The sequence below is a fragment of the Pseudomonas sp. 3MA1 genome, from assembly GCF_029237275.1.
GTDB classification, from domain to species: domain Bacteria; phylum Pseudomonadota; class Gammaproteobacteria; order Pseudomonadales; family Pseudomonadaceae; genus Aquipseudomonas; species Aquipseudomonas fluorescens_AP.
In genome coordinates this window covers 434428-448148 of sequence record NZ_JAACFX010000004.1, presented here as the reverse complement: position 1 = coordinate 448148, position 13721 = coordinate 434428, and the positions used below count along the sequence as shown (strand labels likewise).

General features: G+C 62.7%; 14 protein-coding genes. 4 read left to right on the top strand and 10 right to left on the bottom strand.

What is annotated here, in order from left to right:
- Nucleotides 1-128 precede the first annotated feature (128 nt).
- On the top strand, nucleotides 129-1712 hold the full coding sequence (locus GWQ44_RS14560; RefSeq protein ID WP_275927621.1) for an amidohydrolase: 1584 nt from the start codon (nucleotides 129-131) through the stop codon (nucleotides 1710-1712).
- A gap of 384 nt (nucleotides 1713-2096) precedes the next feature.
- On the opposite strand, the gene GWQ44_RS14555 is transcribed toward GWQ44_RS14560, so the two are convergent.
- The 6 genes from GWQ44_RS14555 to GWQ44_RS14530 form a co-directional block, all read right to left on the bottom strand.
- A complete protein-coding gene (locus tag GWQ44_RS14555) occupies nucleotides 2097-3728 on the bottom strand; it encodes a BBE domain-containing protein (RefSeq protein WP_275927620.1) in 1632 nt (543 codons plus the stop codon).
- A gap of 293 nt (nucleotides 3729-4021) precedes the next feature.
- Nucleotides 4022-5233 carry a methyltransferase gene (locus GWQ44_RS14550; protein WP_275927619.1) on the bottom strand — a complete coding sequence of 404 codons (1212 nt, stop codon included), beginning with the start codon at nucleotides 5231-5233 and terminating at the stop codon, nucleotides 4022-4024.
- Between the two features lie 48 nt (nucleotides 5234-5281).
- Nucleotides 5282-5971 carry an ABC transporter permease gene (locus GWQ44_RS14545; protein WP_016963588.1) on the bottom strand — a complete coding sequence of 230 codons (690 nt, stop codon included), beginning with the start codon at nucleotides 5969-5971 and terminating at the stop codon, nucleotides 5282-5284.
- Nucleotides 5968-6663, bottom strand: a complete 696-nt coding sequence (locus tag GWQ44_RS14540; RefSeq protein ID WP_016963587.1) for an ABC transporter permease — start codon at nucleotides 6661-6663, stop codon at nucleotides 5968-5970. The genes GWQ44_RS14545 and GWQ44_RS14540 overlap by 4 nt, the downstream gene beginning before the upstream one ends.
- 65 nt (nucleotides 6664-6728) lie before the next feature.
- On the bottom strand, nucleotides 6729-7481 hold the full coding sequence (locus GWQ44_RS14535) for an ABC transporter substrate-binding protein (RefSeq protein WP_047301075.1): 753 nt from the start codon (nucleotides 7479-7481) through the stop codon (nucleotides 6729-6731).
- 13 nt (nucleotides 7482-7494) lie between these two features.
- Complete coding sequence (locus GWQ44_RS14530) at nucleotides 7495-8268, bottom strand: ABC transporter ATP-binding protein (RefSeq protein ID WP_016964770.1); 774 nt, start codon at nucleotides 8266-8268, stop codon at nucleotides 7495-7497.
- Nucleotides 8269-8833: 565 nt separating this feature from the next.
- On the opposite strand from GWQ44_RS14530, the gene gabP reads away from it, so the two are divergent.
- Together gabP and GWQ44_RS14520 are read left to right on the top strand one after the other, a co-directional pair.
- Nucleotides 8834-10225: a GABA permease gene (gabP, locus tag GWQ44_RS14525; RefSeq protein WP_016964769.1), complete on the top strand. Its 1392-nt coding sequence runs from the start codon at nucleotides 8834-8836 to the stop codon at nucleotides 10223-10225.
- A 384-nt stretch (nucleotides 10226-10609) separates the two neighbouring features.
- Entirely contained in the window at nucleotides 10610-10930 is a 321-nt protein-coding gene (locus GWQ44_RS14520; RefSeq protein WP_016964768.1) for a hypothetical protein, read from the top strand.
- Nucleotides 10931-11012: 82 nt separating this feature from the next.
- Here GWQ44_RS14520 and GWQ44_RS14515 read toward each other — a convergent pair whose 3' ends face one another.
- The 3 genes from GWQ44_RS14515 to GWQ44_RS14505 all read right to left on the bottom strand — a co-directional run bounded on the left by GWQ44_RS14515 (nucleotide 11013) and on the right by GWQ44_RS14505 (nucleotide 12895).
- The gene (locus GWQ44_RS14515; protein ID WP_016964767.1) at nucleotides 11013-11423 is read right to left on the bottom strand and encodes a hypothetical protein; all 411 of its coding nucleotides are present in this window, start codon (nucleotides 11421-11423) and stop codon (nucleotides 11013-11015) included.
- Nucleotides 11424-11548: 125 nt separating this feature from the next.
- A complete protein-coding gene (locus GWQ44_RS14510; RefSeq protein ID WP_275927618.1) occupies nucleotides 11549-12517 on the bottom strand; it encodes an alpha/beta fold hydrolase in 969 nt (322 codons plus the stop codon).
- Nucleotides 12518-12565: 48 nt separating this feature from the next.
- A complete protein-coding gene (locus tag GWQ44_RS14505; protein ID WP_275927617.1) occupies nucleotides 12566-12895 on the bottom strand; it encodes a hypothetical protein in 330 nt (109 codons plus the stop codon).
- Nucleotides 12896-13017: 122 nt separating this feature from the next.
- Here GWQ44_RS14505 and GWQ44_RS14500 point away from each other — a divergent pair, with 122 nt between their 5' ends.
- Nucleotides 13018-13404 carry an isochorismate lyase gene (locus GWQ44_RS14500; RefSeq protein WP_275927616.1) on the top strand — a complete coding sequence of 129 codons (387 nt, stop codon included), beginning with the start codon at nucleotides 13018-13020 and terminating at the stop codon, nucleotides 13402-13404.
- On the opposite strand, the gene GWQ44_RS14495 is transcribed toward GWQ44_RS14500, so the two are convergent.
- The gene (locus tag GWQ44_RS14495) at nucleotides 13330-13698 is read right to left on the bottom strand and encodes a GtrA family protein (RefSeq protein ID WP_085057459.1); all 369 of its coding nucleotides are present in this window, start codon (nucleotides 13696-13698) and stop codon (nucleotides 13330-13332) included. The two genes, GWQ44_RS14500 and GWQ44_RS14495, sit on opposite strands and share 75 nt — an antisense overlap.
- Nucleotides 13699-13721: the final 23 nt, after the last annotated feature.

Below are 13721 nucleotides of genomic sequence, written 5' to 3'. Positions count from 1 at the left end.
GGACCGCGATCCGGGCCGCAACCAACCGGACCATCCCTATAACAACAAGAGGTCCTGCAGGTCTTGCACGGGCGCCGAGGCGTCCGCGCAGCGGCCGGCCGGAACCTGGATAACCAGGAGTGCCGCGCATGTCCCGCTACAAAGCATTCGCTCTCGATTGGGTTGAGCGCCACCGCCAGCAACTGTCGGACTGGCACCAGATCATCTGGCATTACGCCGAGCCGGCGTTCCGTGAATACAAGTCCTGCGCCTGGTATGTGCAGCTGCTGGAGGCCGAAGGCTTCACCGTCGAGCGCGCCAGCGGCGGCATGCCCACGGCCTTCTGCGCCACCTTCACCCAGGGCCAGGGGCCGCTGCTGGCGACCTACGGCGAATACGACGCGGTGCCCGGCAACTGCCAGGCGGCCACCACCCGCAAGCAGCCGCGCGATGGCCTGTCGCGCTTTGCGCCAGGGCACACCGACCCCCATTCGGCCCTGGGCATCAGCGCCCTCGGCGGGGCCCTGGCGGCCAAGGCGACCATGGTGGAATTCGGCCTGCAGGGCAGCATCAGGTTCTTCGGCGAGCCGGCGGAAAAACTCCGCGCCTCCAAGCCGGTCCACGCCGCCAAGGGCTACTACGACGACCTCGACGCGGCCATCAGCTTCCACCCCACCTACATGCTGCCGCTGAACAACACCACCACCTGGGACACCCACTGCGGCATCGCCTACGCCTACATCTACAGCTTCACCTGCGAGGACCCGCAGAACTGGATCGCCGCCGACCGCTACAGCCCGATTCCGCAGAACCATCTGGCGGCCCGAGCGCCGGGGGCCAACGACGCCCTGGTGCATTTCTACACCCTCAACGAAAGCCTGCGCCGCTCGACCCTGCCGTTCACCGGGCTGTGGAGCTACAACGAGGCGATCCTTACCGCCGGCCAAGCCACCGCCGACAACCTGCCGCCGCACCTGTCGCAGATCCAGTACCTGCTGCGCTGCGACTCCATCGAGCAAGCTGAAACCATCTCCCAGGTCATGGACAACAACGCCGCCGCGGCGGCCATGGCCACCGGCTGCCGCTGGAAAAAGACCTGGGTCTGCAAATCCCGGGGCGGCCTGCCCAACCACGTCATGGCCCAGGCCACCTATGACAACCTGGCGGCGGTAGGCGCCCCGCAGTGGGATGAGGAAGCCCGGGAAATCGCCCGCGAGATCCAGCGCAACCTCGGCCTTGAAGCCATGGACCAGCCCTTCTTGCCGGCCACCGAAGAACTGATCGAGCCCCAGGAGTGCGAACGCCAGATGCGCCTGCAAATGCCCGCCTGGCAGAACTACCTGACCTCCGACGACTACCCGGAATACACCTGGCACTGCCCGACCGTGCGCCTGCTGGTGGCCCGGCCGATGCTCAGCGCGCCGCCGGGCACGGTCTACCCGGACTGGGTGTCCAACGCCCTGGGCGGCATCCGCCAGACCATCGACCCGATGATCGAGGTCGCCGCCAAGACCATCGCCGCGACCCTGGTCGACCTGCTGACCGACGAGGCGTTGCTCAGCGCGGCCAAGGCCGAGTTTGTCGAGCGCACCGGCGGCGGCATCGGCGGCAGCCGTTGGCAGGCGCCGCTGCTGCCCGAGGACTTCAAGGTGCCCCATGATTTCCGCTGGCCGGAGTACATCAGTACCGCCCGGGGCGAAGAATGGTGGATTCCGGTGCGGGCCGACGAGTAGGGGCAGCCGCTATCAGGCCCTTGCCTGAGGTCGCTCCAGGGCCCCTGGGCGAAGGGCGTTATGCCCGTTCGCTCAGGTGTTTATGCACAACGGATGGGTTGCCCGGTTCAGCAACGGCGGAATTTGTGCGGTCGTTCTCACTTTGATGCAACTGGCTGTTTTTCCGGACTTTTATTTTATGAACAAAAAATGACCAGCTGATGATGGAGGCTAAGCACCCTGCAATCCTGGGCTTTGCCGGAATTCCATCAACAGACTTATCCACAGGTCGCGACAGCCTGTCGCACGGTTCCACCGCCTGCTCTTCGAGCCAACGCCCAGGGTTGCCGAAGGCTCAGCCGAGCAGGCGCTGGTCATGCCGCAGGGGTGTGGCCAGGCGGCGACCTACTCGGCCTTTGTGGTCGGGATGGACAGTTCATGACGAAACAGGTTGTTGGGGTCGATGGCGGCTTTCAGGTCGCAAAGCCGGTCGATGAGTTCCCTGTTCCAGCCGTAGTACAAGTTCAGCCAGTCGGGGTCGACCGCGCCGGTGGCGGTGTACTTCATGTCGACATCGGGGTAGTTGATGTAGCAGCCATCGTAGGCGGGGCGCTTTGGCTTGCCGCCGTGCACGGCGGTGAAGATGTTGCGGATCCAGGCGATTTGCACCGCGTCGTCGGCAGCGTGGGTCCAGTACGTCTGGTACTGGGCTTTGAGCAGTGAGCTTCTTTGCGCAACCGCGGTGGTGCCCATGCCCTTCTTGTTGATCGCCCCGCCGTAGGAGTCGATCTGTACCAGTGACTGGCTGAAGCGTTTGTCTGGCGTGGCCTCGGTCAAGTGCGTCAGCAAGGCGTTGCAGGCCTGCTCGGAGAACTGTTCGACCTGATAGTCAGACTTGTATTTGCCCCGCTGATTGTTGCCCGAGCCGTTGATCATTTGCGTGACGTACAGCCAGTCCATCGCCGTGTGCTCGGCCACCGCCCCGGTGAATTTCCTGCCGGCGAGCGGGTGCCTGAGCGGGGCAATGTTGGGGGCGATAAAGCCGTCATGCAGGGTTGGCGTGATGCCCGCCGCGGCATTCATCTTGCTGATGAAGTCGTTGAGCGGGATGTCGTTGGCGCCACCGACCCGGCCATTCGGGCCGGTGTACTGGATCGCCAGCACCACATGGTCGGAGGTGTCCACATGGTTGAGTTTCAGCAGGGTGAACAAGCCGCCGTTGCCTACGCCTTCCACCGGGCTGGTCGCGTTGGCGTCGTTATCCGAAAACCATTGCCAATAGGCCCGCAGGAAGTTCGAGAAGTTGGGAATCAGCGTTTTCCACGGGTAGGCCAGGGGAATCCAGTAGGCCTTTTGCGGAGCCTGGGGCAGTTGGTCGAAGTAGTAGCCGATGATGATGCCGAAGTTGCCGCCGCCGGCCCCGCAACAGGCGGTGAACAAGGCCTTGTCTTGGATTGATGGACTGTCCGCGCGAACATGCCGGAACTCCAGTTGCCGTGAGTTTTCCACAGGCACAAGCATGTCGACCCCGGTGACCCAGTCCACGGTCAAGCCCTGCAGGCGCGATAACAAACCGTAACCGCCGCCGCTGAGGTGCCCGCCCAAACCGACTGAGTAGCATGAGCCGCCCGGAAGGGTGCGCCCGGCCTGTTTGTACAGCGACAGGTAGCCGTCCCAGTTCTGATTGCCGGTCAATGCCATGAAACGATACTTCTTGTTCTGGCTATCCCAGGGAGAAGTGATGGTTTGGCTCTCGTCGTACTTCAGGCCTTTCATTTCACCGATGTCGATAATCGCCAGGTTTTCTGTCTCGCCGGGTAGCTTGTTGGACACAAAACCCTCGTAGCAGTGGCCGCCACTGCGCACGGTGATGCGATAGCCCTCACGCAGTGCGCTATTGGCGGCCGCCAGGACTTCATCCGGTGTGGTGCAGACATAAATCCGCTTGGCGCCCTGTTCGATACTGGGCGGCCAGCGCAAGTTGAAACCCTTTTGCAGGGTTTCGTAGGTGTGTGCCTGATGGTCGATGACGTGCATGGTTAACTCCCTGTCAGTGGTGGTGATCTTGGTGACTTCCTGTCGAAACATGACCGCTGTAGTTGCGCCAGAGTTGTTGCTTGAGTGCGGCATATGCCCTGCACGCGTTAGAGACTAGTAGGCGTCATGAGCTTGGTTTTTTCTTTTTTGAAGCTGCGGACATCCCCCGGCTTGATCGGCGACTTTCAATGGGTTGTGGGTTTCCCATGGGGTGTCCGATGTCCGTTTTTCAAGGTCACTGGCCGCAGGGTGCCTGCACGACGAACATCGGCTAGAGCCGGTGCGGCGGCAGGTTAAGGGCGCTCTGCCAACAGCAGCAGATTGCGCGGGGTCAGGGGGGCCTCGCAGAAGGTGCCAAGGCGCACCGCATAGCCCTGCTCTTGCAGGAACAGCCCGCGGTCCAGCGCCAGCCACAACTCCAGCGGGCGGCGGAACAGGCCGCGCAGCAGTTCCAGGTTGCGCACCTGGGCCAGGCGCTGCCAGCCGGCGGCTTCGAGCGCGGCCCAATCCTGGCAATCGACTGTGGATAAGTCCTTGAGCGCGGCCAGGTTGCGGCAGTAGTCGGCGAAGGGTTTGTCCAGCCAGTGGCTGGGCAGCGAGGGTGTCGGCAGGTATTCGTCGCGGCCACGTACCTGCCGTTGCAGCAGGTCGAAGGCCAGGCGCCGGGCCATGGAGGTGTCGCGCTGGCGTCGCACCCGGGCGCCGGCAGTGACGGTTTCGCTCATGGGCAAGGCCAGGTCTTCCAGGGACAGCTCCAGGCGCGAGGCCTGGGCGCTTGTGGATAACCCCTGGTAGCGGCTGGCGCGGGTGCGGTTGTAGCAGCAGGGGGCAATGGCCAGCTGTGGACAACCCTGCTGGCTGGCCAGCTGGATCAGGCGCACATGCAGGTCGCCGCACGCGTGCAGGGCCACCGGGCTGTGCTCGGCGCAGAGGTGCTGGGCGGTGTCATCGGCCAGCACGTCCTGTTGCACATGGCGCGCGGGCCAACCGTGGCGGCGGCTCAGTTGCTCGCCACTCTCGATCAGCGCCGGGTCGTATTCCAGGCAGGTCAGTTGCTGCCCGGGTTGCAGCAGGCGCCGGCCGAGGTGGCCCTTGCCGGAGCACCAGTCAAGCCAGTGAGTGGGAGCGCGGTCGAATTGCAGGCAGGCGGCGAAGGCTTCGATCTGCTGCCATTTGCGCCCGGGCACGTCGACATTGAGGCGCGGGTGAGGCGCGGGCAGTGCCTGCATGGGGAGTTCGCCCAGCGCGCCGAGCGCTCGGGCCTGCTCCGCCAGTGGGGCAAAGGGCGCCGGTGCCTGGAGTTGCTCCGGGTGGTTGTGGGCCGCTTCGGCATCTTCCAGGGAGCGCTGGCGCAGCCACTGGGCCAGTTGGGGATGCGCGGTTTCCCACGGAAGTTGCAGATGATTGAACGGGCGCGGGCGCCAGAGTTCCTGGTGTTCAAGCAGGAAGCCGTCCAGGGCCTGGAAACGATCGAACAGCGCGGGGCCTTGGAGGATCGAGGGCATGGGCGGTGGGTCCAGGCAGGCCCGCTCCCGGGCGGGAGCGGGGGAAGGTCAGCGTCCCTGGCAGGCGTCGACTCGCAGCCAGCGTTCCAGCAGCTTGAAGCCGCGTACCAGGACGTAGGCCATCACCAGGTAGAACAGCCCGGCGGCGAAGAAGATCTCCACCGGCAGGTAGGTGCGGGCAATGATGGTGCGTGCCATGCCGGTCAGTTCCAGCAGGGTCACGGTGCTGGCCAGGGCACTGGCCTTGAGCATCAGGATCACTTCGTTGCTGTAGGCCGGCAGGCCGATGCGCGCGGCGCGCGGCAGGATGATGTAGAACAGCGTCTTGGGTCGGGACATGCCCAGGGCCCGCGCGGCCTCGATTTCACCCGGCGGGATGGCCTGGATCGCACCGCGCAGGATCTCGGCAATGTAGGCCGCGGTGTGCAGGGTCATGGTCACGGTGGCGCACCAGAACGGATCGCGCAGGTAGGGCCACAGCGCGCTCTCGCGCACCGCATCGAACTGCGCCAGCCCGTAGTACACCAGGAACAGTTGCACCAGCAGCGGCGTACCGCGGAAGAAGAAAATGTAGGCGTAGGGCAGGGCGCGCACGTACCACAGCCGTGATGAGCGGGCGATGCCCAGGGGGATCGCCAGCAGCAGGCCGGCGATGACCGCGATGGCCACCAGCTCCAGGGTCAGGGTTGCGCCCTGAGCCAGTTTCGGCAGCCATTTGATGATCACTTCCCAGTTCATTGAGCGCTCCTTGCGAAGCCGCGAGCGGCGCGTTTTTCCAGGAAGTGCATGCCGGTCATGGCCAGCACGGTCAGGCCCAGGTACATGAAGGCGGCGACCATATAGAAGGTGAACGGCTGCTTGGAGACGGTCACGGCAATCTGCGAGTGACGCATGATTTCTTCCAGGCCGATCACCGACACCAGGGCGGTGTCCTTCATCAGGATCATGAACAGGTTGCCCAGGCCCGGCAGGGCGATGCGCCACATCTGCGGCATGATCAGCCGGGTGAAGATCCGCCATTTCGACAGGCCCAGGGCCATGCCGGCCTCGCGGTGGCCCTTGGGGATGGCCAGGATCGCGCCGCGGAACACTTCGGTGGCGTAGGCGCCGAAGCACAACCCCAGGGCGATCACCCCGGCGGCGAAGGCATTGAGTTCAAGATCGGGGTTGCCGAAGAACTCGCCCAGGGCCCGCATCAGGTTGACCGTGCCGAAGTAGATGAGCAGGACCCAGAGCAGCTCGGGAACGCCGCGCACCAGGGTCGAGTAAGCGCCGCCAAGCCATTGCAGCGGCTTGTACGGAGAAGTCTTGGCCAAGGCGCCGAGCAGACCGAGCACCAGCCCCAGGCATAACGCCGAGAGGGCCAGCTTGACGGTCATCAGCGCGCCGGCGGCGAGCGCCGGGCCGAATCCGTAGAGATCGATATTCATGGGGTCTGGATGGCTTTGCTAAGGACCGGCGCCCAGGGGGCGGGCGCCGGTCAGGCAAGTCAGTATCAATAGATGCTGAACGGGAAGTACTTGTCGTTGATCTTCTTGTAGGTGCCGTCGGCCACGATTTCCTTCAGGGCGGCGTTGAGCTTCTCGCGCAGAGGATCTTTCTTGCGCACGGCAATCCCGATCTTGTCGCTTTCTTCAACCGGGTCGCCCTTGAATTCGTAAGGCTTGCCGGCGTCGCTTTTCAGCCACTCGTAGTTGACGTACTTGTCGGCCAGGATCGCGTCCAGGCGGCCGGACGTCAGGTCCAGGTAGGCGTTTTCCTGGGTGTCGTAGAGCTTGATGGTGATGTCGTCGCCCAGGTTGTCTTCCAGCCAGGTACCGGCCAGGGTCGCCCGTTGCGCGCCGATGATCTTGCCCTTGAGTGAGGCCTTGTCGGTCTTGAAGTCAGCCTTGGCCTTGGGCGCGATGAACTGCAGCTTGTTGGAGTAGTACGGGTCGGTGAAGTCCACCGCCTGCTTGCGCTCGTCGGTGATCGACAGCGAGGAGATCAGGAAGTCGAACTTCTTCGCGTTCAGGGCCGGGATGATGCCGTCCCAGTCGGAAGTGACCACGGTGCATTCGACTTTCATCTTGGCGCACAGGGCGTCGCCGATGTCCTTGTCGAAGCCGACCACTTGGCCGCTGGCATCCTTGTTGTTGAACGGTGGGTAGGCGGCCTCGATCCCCATCTTCAGGGTTTCGGCGGCAGCGCTGGCGCTGAAAGCCAGAGTGACGGCAGCGGCCAGGAGGATTTTCTTATAGCTCTGCATGCGTGTAGCTCCGTTAGCGGTTGCTGGACATGAATTGTTTGCAGCGTGCCGAAAGCGGGTTCTCGAAGACCTGCTGTGGCGATCCCTGCTCTTCGATCAGGCCCTGGTGAAGGAACACCACTTCACTGGAAACCTGGCGGGCAAAGCTCATTTCATGGGTGACCAGCAGCATGGTACGGCCTTCTTCGGCCAGGGCGCGGATCACGTTGAGGACTTCCTGGACCATTTCCGGGTCCAGGGCCGAGGTCGGCTCGTCGAACAGGATGACTTTGGGTTGCATCGCCAGGGTGCGGGCGATGGCGGCGCGTTGCTGCTGGCCGCCGGACAGCTGGGCCGGGTAGGCGTGGCGCTTGTCGGCGATGCCGACCTTGGCCAGCAGCGCCTCGGCCACTTCGATGGCCTCGGCCTTGCTCTGGCCCAGCACCCGGCGCGGGGCCTCGATGATGTTGTCGAGCACGCTCATGTGCGGCCAGAGATTGAAATTCTGGAAGACGAAACCGATTTCGCTGCGCAGGCGGTTGATCTGCTTGCCGTCGGCGGCCACCAGCTCGCCGTTTTTCGCGGCCTTGAGCTTGAGCTCTTCGCCGGCCACCAGGATCTGGCCCTGGTGCGGGTTTTCCAGCAGGTTGATGCAACGCAGGAAAGTGGATTTGCCGGAGCCGGAGGAACCCAGGATCGATATCACGTCACCGTCGCGTGCGGTCAGCGAAATACCTTTGAGTACCTCCTGAGAGCCGTAGCGTTTGTGCAAGTTGCGGATTTCAAGCGCGGGCGTGGCCTCAGCCATGTGCGGTCCTCATAGAGTTCATTGTGCTCCTGCTGTTGGCGGCCTTCCTGGCGAGGCGCCAAGCTAGCATAGGGTTCCAAGCGCAGCCAACAGCGCTACCGGAGGTAAACAGACGGCGTGTGGCAGGTTGTCGCATCAGCACAGAAGACTGTCGCCCCATCAACAACCGAACGCCCGTTTGAACCCGGAATCCGCCTGGAATCCGGTAGGTGTCGCGTAAAAAAAGGCGCGATGGTGCCAGCTTTGGCCGGGTGTTGGAAGGGTTAACGGGCCAAAGGTCATGGTTCTGCCACCTAATTGTGCATCGAGCACTTTTGGGGTGTGTTTCTGGTGCGCGGTTTCGTCCTACAAAGTGAGTCACCCGGTAACGAAATGGCGAAATGCCATTGAACTCAATGACTTGAGATTCCCGCCGGTCGGTTCGCCACGCCTTGCTCCACGGGACTCTGTAACATTTTGGCGCAATTCTTGCGTACGAAATAAACAACGCCCCGTTGAATTCTTTTTACGAGAACGAATGCCGACCGGGTGGAGTGACTCTTTTTTCGTTGCAAAGGTGCTTTTCATGAGCGGTACGCAACTCTCCAATGACCTCGAACAGGGGCTCAAACCACGGCATGTGACCATGCTGTCGATTGCCGGCGTGATTGGCGCGGGTCTCTTTGTCGGCTCCGGCCATGCCATCGCCGAAGCCGGCCCGGCCGTTCTCCTGGCCTATGCCGCTGCCGGCACCCTGGTGGTGCTGGTGATGCGCATGCTGGCGGAAATGGCCGTCGCCTCGCCGGATACCGGTTCGTTTTCGACCTACGCCGATCGGGCCATCGGCCACTGGGCCGGCTTCACCATCGGCTGGCTGTACTGGTGGTTCTGGGTGCTGGTGATCCCGCTGGAAGCCAACGCCGCCGCGACCATCCTGCATGCCTGGTTCCCCAACGTGGCGATCTGGGTCTTCACCCTGGTGATCACGTTGCTGCTGACCGCCACCAACCTGTTCAGCGTGAAGAACTACGGCGAGTTCGAGTTCTGGTTCGCCCTGATCAAGGTGGTGGCCATCATCGGTTTCGTGATCCTCGGCCTGGCGGCCATTTGCGGCTTGCTGCCCAATAGCCAGGTCAGCGGCGTCTCGCACCTGGTGGACACCCAGGGCTTTATGCCCAACGGCCTGGGCGCGGTGCTGGCGGCCATGCTGACCACCATGTTCTCCTTCATGGGCACCGAGATCGTGACCATCGCCGCGGCGGAATCCCACAACCCGGGCAAGCAGATCTCCAAGGCCACCAACTCGGTGATCTGGCGCATCGGCTTGTTCTACCTGGTGTCGATCTTCATCGTCGTGGCCCTGGTGCCGTGGAACGATCCAAGCCTGGCCCAGGTCGGTTCCTACCAGACCGTGCTTGACCGCATGGGCATCCCCAACGCCAAGCTGATCGTCGATCTGGTGGTGCTGGTGGCCGTGACCAGTTGCCTGAACTCGGCGCTCTACACCGCCTCGCGCATGCTGTTCTCCCTGGGCAAGCGTGGCGATGCTCCGGCTGCGGCCAAGCGCACCAATGCCAGTGGCACGCCTTACTGGGCGGTGATCCTGTCCACCGCGGCGGCCTTCCTTGCGGTGTTCGCCAACTATGTGGCTCCGGCTGCGGTGTTCGAGTTCCTGTTGGCCAGTTCCGGCGCCATCGCCCTGCTGGTGTACCTGGTGATTGCCGTGTCGCAACTGCGCATGCGCCAGAAGCGCATGGCCGCCGGCGAGAAGATCGCCTTCCGCATGTGGCTGTTCCCCGGCCTGACCTACGCGGTGATCGTGTTCATCGTGGCGATCCTGGGCATCATGCTGTTCCAGCAAGAGCACCGGGTGGAGATCCTCGCCACCGGCCTGCTGAGCATCCTGGTGATTGCTGCCGGCCTGCTGGTGGCCCGTCGGCGCAAGATCGAGGGCAAGGCTGCCCTGGTCCTGAACTGACGGTTTGACGCTTTGCCATACAAAAAGGCCGCCGTCAGCATTGACCGCGGCCTTTTTTATCGGATTTGTGAATTGTTACCTGGGGTTTCATGGACAGCATGCAGGCTAAATAGTAGCCTGCGCGCTCTTCGATAAGAGCTCTTGCGTGCCAGCGTGAGAGGAGCTAGGGAATAGCGCTGTATTGCAAGGGACTGAATGCTTGTCGGGACTCCGAATCCGTCTTGTGCTTCCCTCCCCTGATCCATCCGCGCCGGCCCATGTTCCTGATTGTCCGCACCTGCCTACGGCATGGCTGACGGTCCCGGCTCGAAGAATGAGCATTCAGGGTCCAATGGCGATCGCCCGGTCGTTGGTTCCTCAAAATGGGGCGGCAAGGAGACGCGCATGGCGTTCACTAAAATCATCTTCAAAAACCCGAACACCGGAGCCATCAAGGAAGCGCCAGTTGGTTTCTCCTGGACCGTGTTCTTCTTCGGTTTCATCCCGGCCCTGTTCCGCGCTGACTGGAAATGGGCAGCCATCATGTTCCTGCTGTCGATGTTCACTTTCGGCCTGAGCAACCTGGTGTTCATGTTCATGTACAACAAGCTGTACGTCCGCGACCTGATCGGCGCAGGCTTCAAGGCCCAGTCCATCGCCAGCGGCGACCTGAGCTTCGCCAGCTCGCGCATCGGCATGGAAATCCCTCGGCTGGAAGCGGCCTGAGCATAACGCCAGGCGGTTTAGCTGAAACGGAAAAGGGCGCATTCATTGCTGAATGCGCCCTTTTTTCATGCCCGCTGGCGGCTCAATCCTGATTGCTGAACAGCGCCTGGGACGCGGCCATGTAGTCGTTGCGGAAGGCGTCGGACTCGATCCACGCCAGCGCCGCGGCCTCATCGGCTTCGGTGGACCAGTTGCGGTACTCGATCAGCGCCGCGAGGATGAAGTCCGTGGCGCCCTCGTCGCCCTCCTGCTCATACACCAGCTCCAGCAACGGGTCCGAGAGGAACACCGTGCACAGGGCCTGCTGGCTGGTTTTCTCGGCGTCGCGCATTTTCACGAACAGCTCGGTCAGGTCCACCGACTCGAAGTCGATGCGGCTGTCGTTGGGGTCCAGTTCCAGCTCCGAGGTGGGGGCTGTGCGCTTGGCGCGGTTTTGCTTGGCCTTGGTTTTCGCCCGCTGGGCCCTTTTGTGTTGCTTGTTCGCAGATGCCATGGGCGCCTTACCTTGATGCTTGGGGGTGTATCGCGAGGCTCGCCGGGCAGCGGCGACCTTTTCAGGCGGCCAAGGATGCCAGCAAATCGAGGCTCGAGCACCTGCCGCCGGGCGAGAAGGGTGGCTCAGGTGCGCGGTACTAGCCGCCCCGGGCTGTTGTTGTCGAGTTCGCCATGGCGCAGCCAGCCCAGGATGATGGGCCAGAGTCGGGTGTCGAAACGGCTGTGGAAAAAGGCGAAATGGCCGACTTCGGTTTCGCCGATCTCCTGCGGGGCGATGCGCAGGTGGGTACGCGGACTGTGACTGAAGTAAGCCAGCAGGCGCTCGATGGCGGGCACGGTGCCGAAGGGATCGTCGCTGAGGCTGATGGCGAGGATCGCTGCCGTGACCTGGGCGAAGGGCTGGCCGTTGCGCTCTCCAGCGAGCCTGCGGCCGCTGGGGCGGCCTTCATAGCGCCTGTGTGGGGTGCACCAGTCGCCGACCACGCCGGCGGGAGTGTCCTCCATCCAGCCCAGGCGCTTGCCGGGGAAGTAGCCGTAGAGGCCCGTCAGCAGGGGCATCAACACATGCCATTTGCCCAGCATGCGCCAGCGCAGCCGGGGCTCGTAGTCGCGCCAGTAGGCGAACTGCGCGCCCATGGTGGCCACGCGGCGGATCTTCCCGGCGGAGGCCGCCAGGCCCACGGCGCAGCCGCCGAAGCTGTGGCCCACCACATCGATCGGCTGCCCGGGAAATTCGCGCTGGGCCCGTTGCAGCATGGCTTCGAAATCCAGTGCGCCCCAATCGGACCAGGACGCCTTGAGCCCCCTGAGCGAGGCCGGGCGCGACTCGCCGATGCCGCGATAGTCATAGGTCATGACGTCGAAGCCATTGGCGAACAGGTAGTCGGCGAAGCGAAAGTAATAACGGCAGCGCACCGAGGTCGCGGCGTTGATGATCACCACCGGCCGCGCCGGATCGGCTTGCCCATGGCGCCAGGCAAAACCGCCAAGCACAAAGCCGTCGGCTGCCGGTTCGCTGAAGGTTTCGCTGGGGCCCGAGCTGGCAGCGGCGAGGCGGGTGGCAGGCAGCTCGGGAGAGGACAGCAGGGACATGGGCAGGTGTTCCTGGGCGGTTGCGATAGGCCGGAGCGGCATCCGGCCTCAGCGAGGTTTTTTTTGTGCGCCCATTAATACCCGGCCGATCCACAGCGTGGCAACGGCCAGCGCGCCCAGCAACAGGGTGCTGGTGCCTTGCCACAGCAGCTCGATATAGAACTGGGTGGGTTGCTGCAGCTGGCTATAGACGAGCTTTGGCCCAGCGCGGTTGCGGGTGACAATCATGCCCTCCAGCAACGCGCTCACCAGAGTCCAGCCCAGCAGTGCGGTGAGTGCCAGCAGCACGCCACCGATCAGCAGGAATACCCAGGCGCCCCTGCCGGTCTTGCCGGGCTTGGGGTGGGGCAGGCGGACTCGGGTTCTCTTCTGGTTCACGCGAGCAGTTCCTTGGCAGTCGAATGGGCGCGAGCCCGCCACTTTACTCCCCTGCGCCGCCAGGGGAATAATCCGTGCCCGGCCAAAGCCGGCTATCCCCAGACGTCAATGGAGCCTTGAGCATGGAAGTCAATAATCGGATGACCCCGGAACAATGCCAGGGCATGGAAGACATCCGGCGGGAAATCGACACCCTGGATCGGGCGGTCATTGCCCTGCTGGGCGCGCGTTTCAAGTACGTGCTGGCCGCGTCGAAGTTCAAGACCTCGGCGGCCACCGTGCGCGCCGAGGAGCGCTTCAAGGCGATGCTCGCCACCCGCCGCGAATGGGCCGAGGCCGAAGGCCTGAGCGCGGATGCCATCGAGAAGCTGTACAGCGATCTGGTGCAGCACTTTATCGCTGAGGAGATGAAGCATTGGCAGGCGGTGCGGGCACTACCTGAACGACCAGCGCTTATGGCCAAGATAACTAGTGAAGACGGGGACAATCACACCAACAGCGTGAGATAGCTCTTTAGTGAAATGCGTTATACCTAATTTCGGTAAAGCATAATAGGCTAGAAAGAGAGTGGTTAATAAGGTTTGGAGTATAGCGGCTATATTGACAAGTATAAAGTATAGAATGGAGTGATGAGTTCTCTGGGTGCTTTCCTTGAACACAAATAGCTTACTGAGTAGGAAGGCTGTTGTCATGCCCGTAATATAGGAGAGGACAACAGCTGCTAAAAAACTCACCCAGTAGTTATAAAGAAATCGCGATCCAAAATTTACTGCGGCGGCGAAACCGCCAACCAGTAAAAACATTAAAAATTGTTTTGATTTGAATT

Excerpts from the sequence above, each read along its gene's own strand:
- GWQ44_RS14545 (WP_016963588.1), bottom strand. The coding sequence starts at position 5,971 with ATGAACTGGGAAGTGATCATCAAATGGCTGCCGAAACTGGCTCAGGGC.
- GWQ44_RS14515 (WP_016964767.1), bottom strand. The coding sequence starts at position 11,423 with ATGGCATCTGCGAACAAGCAACACAAAAGGGCCCAGCGGGCGAAAACC.
- GWQ44_RS14540 (WP_016963587.1), bottom strand. The coding sequence starts at position 6,663 with ATGAATATCGATCTCTACGGATTCGGCCCGGCGCTCGCCGCCGGCGCG.
- GWQ44_RS14520 (WP_016964768.1), top strand. The coding sequence starts at position 10,610 with ATGGCGTTCACTAAAATCATCTTCAAAAACCCGAACACCGGAGCCATC.
- GWQ44_RS14555 (WP_275927620.1), bottom strand. The coding sequence starts at position 3,728 with ATGCACGTCATCGACCATCAGGCACACACCTACGAAACCCTGCAAAAG.
- GWQ44_RS14510 (WP_275927618.1), bottom strand. The coding sequence starts at position 12,517 with ATGTCCCTGCTGTCCTCTCCCGAGCTGCCTGCCACCCGCCTCGCCGCT.
- GWQ44_RS14560 (WP_275927621.1), top strand. The coding sequence starts at position 129 with ATGTCCCGCTACAAAGCATTCGCTCTCGATTGGGTTGAGCGCCACCGC.
- gabP (WP_016964769.1), top strand. The coding sequence starts at position 8,834 with ATGAGCGGTACGCAACTCTCCAATGACCTCGAACAGGGGCTCAAACCA.
- GWQ44_RS14535 (WP_047301075.1), bottom strand. The coding sequence starts at position 7,481 with ATGCAGAGCTATAAGAAAATCCTCCTGGCCGCTGCCGTCACTCTGGCT.
- GWQ44_RS14550 (WP_275927619.1), bottom strand. The coding sequence starts at position 5,233 with ATGCCCTCGATCCTCCAAGGCCCCGCGCTGTTCGATCGTTTCCAGGCC.
- GWQ44_RS14495 (WP_085057459.1), bottom strand. The coding sequence starts at position 13,698 with ATGTTTTTACTGGTTGGCGGTTTCGCCGCCGCAGTAAATTTTGGATCG.
- GWQ44_RS14530 (WP_016964770.1), bottom strand. The coding sequence starts at position 8,268 with ATGGCTGAGGCCACGCCCGCGCTTGAAATCCGCAACTTGCACAAACGC.
- GWQ44_RS14500 (WP_275927616.1), top strand. The coding sequence starts at position 13,018 with ATGGAAGTCAATAATCGGATGACCCCGGAACAATGCCAGGGCATGGAA.